This window comes from Bacteroides sp. AM16-24 (genome assembly GCF_003471885.1).
Taxonomy (GTDB): Bacteria; Bacteroidota; Bacteroidia; order Bacteroidales; family Bacteroidaceae; genus Bacteroides.
In genome coordinates this window covers 121,174-128,485 of the sequence record NZ_QRKI01000017.1, presented here as the reverse complement: position 1 = coordinate 128,485, position 7,312 = coordinate 121,174, and the positions used below count along the sequence as shown (strand labels likewise).

General features: G+C 45.2%; 6 protein-coding genes. All 6 read left to right on the top strand.

All coding sequences use genetic code 11. The features are described 5' to 3' along the window. Positions 1-313 precede the first annotated feature (313 nt). Genes DW182_RS17820 through DW182_RS17795 form a run of 6 tightly spaced genes read left to right on the top strand, consistent with a single transcriptional unit; the run spans position 314 to position 7,304 of the window. On the top strand, positions 314-904 hold the full coding sequence (locus DW182_RS17820; protein ID WP_022391713.1) for a hypothetical protein: 591 nt from the start codon (positions 314-316) through the stop codon (positions 902-904). Between the two features lie 11 nt (positions 905-915). Beyond that, a complete protein-coding gene (locus DW182_RS17815) occupies positions 916-1,758 on the top strand; it encodes a DUF2764 family protein (RefSeq protein WP_007662233.1) in 843 nt (280 codons plus the stop codon). Positions 1,759-1,776: 18 nt separating this feature from the next. After that, complete coding sequence (locus DW182_RS17810) at positions 1,777-3,531, top strand: V-type ATP synthase subunit A (RefSeq protein WP_007662234.1); 1,755 nt, start codon at positions 1,777-1,779, stop codon at positions 3,529-3,531. 11 nt (positions 3,532-3,542) lie between these two features. Beyond that, positions 3,543-4,871 carry a V-type ATP synthase subunit B gene (locus DW182_RS17805; protein ID WP_029428228.1) on the top strand — a complete coding sequence of 443 codons (1,329 nt, stop codon included), beginning with the start codon at positions 3,543-3,545 and terminating at the stop codon, positions 4,869-4,871. A 25-nt stretch (positions 4,872-4,896) separates the two neighbouring features. Continuing rightward, positions 4,897-5,502, top strand: coding sequence for a V-type ATP synthase subunit D (locus tag DW182_RS17800; protein WP_007213463.1), 606 nt, complete (start codon positions 4,897-4,899; stop codon positions 5,500-5,502). Beyond that, on the top strand, positions 5,499-7,304 hold the full coding sequence (locus tag DW182_RS17795) for a V-type ATP synthase subunit I (RefSeq protein ID WP_118296378.1): 1,806 nt from the start codon (positions 5,499-5,501) through the stop codon (positions 7,302-7,304). Before DW182_RS17800 ends, DW182_RS17795 begins: the two co-directional genes overlap by 4 nt. Positions 7,305-7,312: the final 8 nt, after the last annotated feature.

Sequence of the window (7,312 nt, the reverse complement as noted above, 5' to 3'; positions counted from 1 at the left end):
CGTTTTTTAGAGGAAAGCCTCCATATCGAGTGATATGGGGGCTTTTTGTATTTGTAATGGTTGCTTTCAGTAGTTTTTTTCCCTCTTTGAACCCTCTATTTCCCTTTTTCAGCAAGCAATTTCTTTTTAGTTTGCAACTTCATTCTTATCTTTACGGAATAAAAATGGTATAAAAGGACTTTTTTTGAAAAATAGGGTGTTTTTATTCCGTTCTTTCTCTTTTTTATCTGAGGGATTTTAGTACTTTTGGGCTCAAATCTAATAAAAAGGGAAAAAATCGCAATTATATAATTATTAAAATTACTCCTGTTATATGGAAAACAAAATTCAAGAGTTGACTGATAAGATTTACCGCGAGGGGGTTGAAAAAGGTAACACCGAGGCCCAGAAACTTATCGCTAACGCTCAAGATGAAGCCAAGAAAATTGTAGAAGATGCTCGTAAAGAAGCTGAAGCAATTGTGGCTGCTTCTCGTAAGTCTGCCGATGAACTGGCAGAAAATACCAAGTCGGAATTAAAATTGTTCGCCGGCCAGGCAGTGAATGCCTTGAAGTCTGAAATTGCCACACTTGTGACGGATAAAATTGTCAATGCGGATGTGAAAGCATTTGCTGCCGATAAAGATTATCTGAATGCATTTATAGTTGCATTGGCTTCCAAGTGGAGTGTGAACGAGCCTATCGTGATTTCGACTGCTGATGCAGATGGCCTGAAAAAATACTTTGCTTCACAAGCAAAAGCGTTGCTGGATAAGGGAGTGAAGATAGAGCAAGTGAACGGTAACAAGACGTTGTTTACAGTCTCGCCTGCCGATGGTTCGTATAAGGTAAACTTCGGTGAAGAAGAATTTATGAATTACTTCAAAGAATTCCTGCGTCCGCAGTTAGTGGAAATGCTGTTCTAAAACCACAGGATATGAGTAAATACTATTACTACTTGGTAGCTGGTTTGCCCGAACTCACATTGGAGGACAGTAAGCTGAGTTATACGGTAGCTGATTTCAAAGCGGAACTGTATCCGGATTTGTCTGATGAAGATAAGAAACTGATTGATTTGTTCTATCTGAAGTTTGACAATGCGAACGTTCTGAAATTACTAAAGGACAAGGACGCTGCCATTGATCTGCGCGGAAATTATTCTGCAGAAGAATTGGTAGAGTTTATCTCGTCTCTGAAAGAGGGTGATGAGATAGCTGATGCCGTGTTCCCTTCCTATCTCTCCACTTTTATTTTCGAATATTTCAATGCTACTGCTGAGGACGATTTTCTGTATGAAGACCGTCTGGCTGCGCTTTATTATGAATATGCAATGAAGTGCAAAAATAAGTTCGTGTCTTCATGGTTTGCGTTTAATCTGACGATGAACAATATACTGGTGGCACTGACTGCCCGGAAATTCAAGATGGATATCGCTCCGCTGATAGTAGGTGATACGGAAGTGTGCGAGGCTTTGCGTACATCCGGTGCTCGTGATTTCGGACTGACGGGGGAAGTGGATTTCCTGGATCAGTTAGTTAAGATCAGCGAAACCGAAGAGCTGGTGGAACGAGAGAAGAAAATAGACCAGTTGCGTTGGAATTGGATGGAAGAAGCTACTTTTTTCAATTATTTCACTGTGGAACGTTTGTTCGTTTTTCTGTTGCAACTGGAAATGATAGAACGGTGGATTTCTTTGGATAAAGAAAAAGGCAACCAATTGTTCCGCAGCATCATAGCAACGTTGAAGGACGAGGTGCAGATACCTGCAGAATTCAGATAAAATAAATAACATAATTATATGGCAACAAAAGGAACTGTTAGTGGCGTTATCGCCAACATGGTAACCCTCGTCGTTGACGGCCCGGTGGCACAGAACGAGATTTGCTACATCTCGACCGGAGGCGACCGGCTGATGGCGGAGGTGATTAAGGTGGTAGGTACCCATGTGTACGTGCAGGTGTTTGAAAGCACCCGCGGACTGAAAGTAGGGGCTGAAGCCGAATTTACCGGACACATGCTTGAGGTGACATTAGGCCCGGGTATGCTTTCGAAAAACTATGACGGTCTGCAAAATGACCTTGATAAGATGGATGGAGTCTTCCTGAAACGTGGACAATATACGTATCCGCTGGATAAAGGAAGCAGATGGCATTTTGTGCCTCTGGTGAAAGTAGGGGATAAAGTGGAAGCGGCTGCCTGGCTGGGACAAGTGGACGAAAACTTCCAACCGCTGAAAATCATGGTACCTTTCACCCAGAAAGGCGTATGTACCGTGAAGTCCATCGTAGACGAAGGTGAATACAGCATCGAAGATATTGTAGCTGTACTAACTGACGAAGAAGGAAATGACATTCATGTGAACATGATACAGAAATGGCCGGTGAAACGCGCCATGACAAATTATAAAGAAAAACCGCGTCCCTTTAAACTGCTGGAAACGGGTGTACGTGTAATCGATACTGTGAATCCTATTGTAGAAGGTGGTACGGGATTTATCCCCGGTCCTTTCGGTACTGGAAAGACGGTACTTCAGCACGCCATCTCCAAACAGGCGGAAGCGGATATTGTAATCATCGCTGCCTGTGGTGAGCGTGCCAATGAGGTTGTGGAAATCTTTACGGAGTTTCCGGAACTGGTTGACCCGCATACCGGACGTAAGTTGATGGAGCGTACAATCATTATCGCCAATACTTCGAACATGCCCGTAGCTGCTCGTGAAGCATCTGTGTATACGGCTATGACGATTGCGGAATATTACCGAAGCATGGGCCTGAAGGTATTGCTGATGGCTGACTCCACTTCCCGCTGGGCACAGGCATTGCGTGAAATGTCCAACCGTATGGAAGAGTTGCCTGGACCTGATGCATTCCCGATGGACTTGTCTTCTATCATCTCCAACTTCTACGGACGTGCCGGATATGTGGTGCTGGGTAACGGTGAAACGGGATCTATTACCTTTATCGGTACAGTATCTCCTGCTGGTGGTAACCTGAAAGAGCCTGTAACGGAAAATACGAAGAAAGTAGCCCGTTGTTTCTATGCTCTTGAACAGGACCGCGCCGACAAGAAACGTTATCCTGCCGTGAATCCGATTGATTCTTATTCTAAATACATCGAATATCCTGAATTTGAGGAATATATCAAAACTCATATCAATGGTGAATGGATTGGTAAGGTGAACGAAATCAAAAACCGCCTGCAACGTGGTAAAGAGATTGCCGAACAGATCAACATCCTGGGTGATGACGGTGTTCCTGTAGAATATCATGTAACATTCTGGAAGTCAGAGTTGATTGACTTCGTAATCCTGCAACAGGATGCTTTCGACGAAATTGATGCTGTAACACCGATGGAACGTCAGGAGGATATCCTGAATATGATCATTGACATCTGTCATACGGAATTTGAATTCGATAACTTTAATGAGGTAATGGATTACTTCAAGAAGATGATTAATGTTTGTAAGCAGATGAACTATTCGAAGTTCAAGTCTGAAGAATATGAAGGATTCCGTAAACAGTTGCAGGAACTGATTGAAGAACGTAAAGCATAAAAAAGAATAAGATGGCAACAAAAGCATTTCAAAAAATATATACCAAGGTCACTCAGATTACGAAAGCTACCTGCTCGCTGAAAGCAACAGGGGTAGGGTATGACGAGTTGGCTACCGTAAACGGCAAGCTCGCCCAGGTGGTGAAGATTGCCGGTGACGATGTGACTCTGCAGGTATTCGAGGGTACGGAAGGTATCCCCACCAATGCGGAGATAGTATTCCTGGGCAAGTCGCCTACGCTGAAAGTGAGCGAACAGCTTGCAGGGCGTTTCTTCAACGCTTTCGGTGATCCGATTGACGGAGGTCCGTCCATCGAAGGCCAGGAAGTGGAGATCGGTGGCCCGTCTGTGAACCCGGTACGTCGTAAACAACCGTCGGAACTGATTGCAACAGGTATTGCGGGTATCGACTTGAACAATACACTGGTATCCGGACAGAAAATTCCGTTCTTTGCGGACCCCGACCAGCCGTTTAACCAGGTAATGGCGAATGTAGCACTTCGTGCCGAGACAGATAAGATTATTCTGGGTGGTATGGGTATGACGAATGATGACTACCTGTATTTTAAGAATGTGTTCTCTAATGCCGGTGCGCTCGACCGTATCGTCAGCTTCATGAATACAACGGAGAACCCTCCGGTAGAACGTTTGCTGATTCCGGACATGGCGTTGACGGCAGCCGAATATTTCGCTGTGAACAATAATGAAAAGGTACTGGTGCTCTTGACTGATATGACCTCTTACGCTGATGCGTTAGCTATCGTATCCAACCGTATGGACCAGATTCCTTCCAAGGACTCTATGCCGGGTTCTCTTTATTCGGATTTGGCTAAGATTTATGAGAAGGCTGTACAGTTCCCGAGTGGCGGTTCCATTACCATTATTGCAGTAACTACTTTGTCCGGTGGAGACATTACGCATGCTGTGCCTGATAATACGGGTTATATTACTGAAGGTCAGTTGTTCCTGCGTCGTGATACGGATATCGGTAAGGTTATCGTTGACCCATTCCGTTCACTGTCCCGTCTGAAACAGCTCGTTACAGGTAAGAAGACACGTAAAGACCATCCGCAGGTGATGAATGCTGCTGTACGTCTATACGCCGATGCTGCCAACGCCAAGACGAAATTGGAGAACGGTTTTGACCTGACAAACTATGACGAACGTACCCTTGCATTTGCCAAGGATTACTCCAACCAACTGCTGGCTATTGATGTGAACCTCGATACGACAGAAATGCTCGATGTGGCCTGGAGCCTGTTCGGAAAGTATTTCCGTCCGGAAGAAGTGAATATCAAGAAAGAATTGGTTGACGAGTTCTGGCCCAAAGCAAATAACTAATCACTAACAACTAATCACTAATAAAGTGGCTATAAAGTTTCAATATAATAAAACCTCTCTCCAGCAGTTGGAAAAGCAACTGAAAGTGCGGGTACGTACACTCCCTATTATTAAGAATAAGGAGAGCGCACTACGCATGGAAGTGAAGCGCTGCAAATCAGAAGCTGCCGCGCTGGATGAGAAGTTGGAACGGGAAATCCAGGCCTATGAAGCGATGTTCGCCCTTTGGAATGAGTTTGATTCCTCATTGATAAAGGTGAGCGATGTACATCTCGGCGTGAAAAAGATTGCTGGTGTACGGGTGCCGCTGCTCGAAAACGTTGATTTCGAAATACGCCCCTACAGCCTGTTCAATGCTCCCAAATGGTATGCCGACGGCATACATTTGCTCAAGGTGTTGGCACAGACGGCTATCGAGCGGGAGTTTATCGTCGCCAAACTGGGCTTGCTGGAACATGCGCGTAAGAAGACTACCCAAAAGGTAAACCTCTTTGAGAAAGTGCAGATTCCAGGCTATCAGGATGCTCTGCGAAAGATCAAGCGCTTCATGGAAGACGAGGAGAACCTCTCTAAGTCATCGCAGAAAATCATGAAATCCCATCAAGAGAGTAGGAAGGAGGCAGAAGCATGATTACAAAAATGAAGAAGCTCACGTTCCTTGTATATCATAAGGAGTACGAAGCATTTCTGAACGGAGTGCGCGAACTTGGAGTAGTGCACGTAGCCGAAAAGCAGCAAGGCGTAGCTGATAACGCAGAATTACAGGATAGCATCCGGCTTTCCTCACGTCTGCAAGCGACACTGAAAATGCTGCATGGCTTGAGCGAAGCGAAGGAACCTACACCCGCTTCTGCTGCCCGTGGACTGGAAGTTCTGGACGAAGTAGATGTGCTGCAAAGTGAAAAGGCGAAGCTGCAACAACAGCTGCAAAACTATCAGAAGGAGAGAGCCGCCCTGGAACCTTGGGGTGATTTTGAGCCCGAAAGCCTTAGTAAACTGCACGATGCCGGTTTCACGCTGAACTTCTACTGTTGTTCGGAGGGTAGCTATGACGAGACTTGGGAAGATTCTTATAATGCGATGATTATCAACCGTGTATCCTCGCGTATCTATTTCATTACTGTAACTAAAAATGCGGTGGAAGTGGATCTGGATGCAGAACAGATAAAGTTGCCTTCTTACTCGTTGACACGTATGCAGATACTTTGCCAGGAGACTGAACAGGCTTTGGCAGACAATGACCAGAAGTTGACGGTACTTGCCGGAAAAGAACAACCTTCATTGCAGGCTGCACTGAAAGAGGTGAACACTGAAATTGAGTTCTCCAAAGTAATGCTGAATACGGAGGCTACGGCAGGAGAGAAATTGATGTTACTGCAAGGTTGGGCACCGGCTTCCAAAGAAAAGGAAATCGCTACATGGCTGGATGAACAGCATATTTATTATGAAATAACGAATCCGACACCGGAAGATAATGTCCCTATTCAGTTGAACAACAAAGGTTTCTTTGCATGGTTTGAACCGATATGCAGGCTCTATATGCTTCCGAAATACAGTGAGCTGGACTTGACACCGTTTTTTGCACCGTTCTTTATGGTGTTCTTCGGACTGTGTCTGGGTGACTCCGGCTACGGATTGTTCCTGTTCCTTGCTGCCACATTGTACCGTATGTTTGCCAAGAACATCAGTGCTACGATGAAGCCGATTCTTTCATTGGTGCAGATATTGGCTGCCTCTACATTCTTCTGTGGAATGCTGACAGGTACGTTCTTCGGGGTGAGTCTTTATGACATCAATATACCTTTCCTACAGTATATGAAGGAGCATTTGTTCATGGACAACAATGCCATGTTCCAGCTCTCATTGATACTGGGTGTGATACAGATTCTCTTCGGTATGATACTGAAAGCTGTGAATCAGGCGATACAGTTCGGCTTCAAGTATGCCGTGGCTACGATCGGTTGGATCATATTGTTGGTATCCTGCGGAGTAGGAGCCTTGTTGCCCGAAATCATGCCGTTGGGCGGAACGGTACATCTATGTATCCTCGGTGTGGCCGCTGCCATGATATTCCTCTTCAATAGTCCCGGTAAGAACGTGTTCCTGAACATCGGGCTGGGATTGTGGGATTCTTACAATATGGCTACAGGCTTACTTGGCGACGTGCTTTCATACGTTCGTTTGTTTGCCCTCGGTCTGTCGGGAGGTATCCTTGCAGGAGTATTCAACAGTCTGGCTGTGGGTATGAGCCCCGACAATGTGATTGCCGGACCGATTGTGATGGTGCTGATATTCGTTATCGGACATGCGATCAATATGTTTATGAATGTACTGGGTGCGATGGTTCATCCTATGCGTCTGACCTTTGTGGAGTTTTTCAAGAATTCCGGTTACGAAGGTGGCGGAAAAGAATATAAGCCATTCAAAAAATAACAATTATA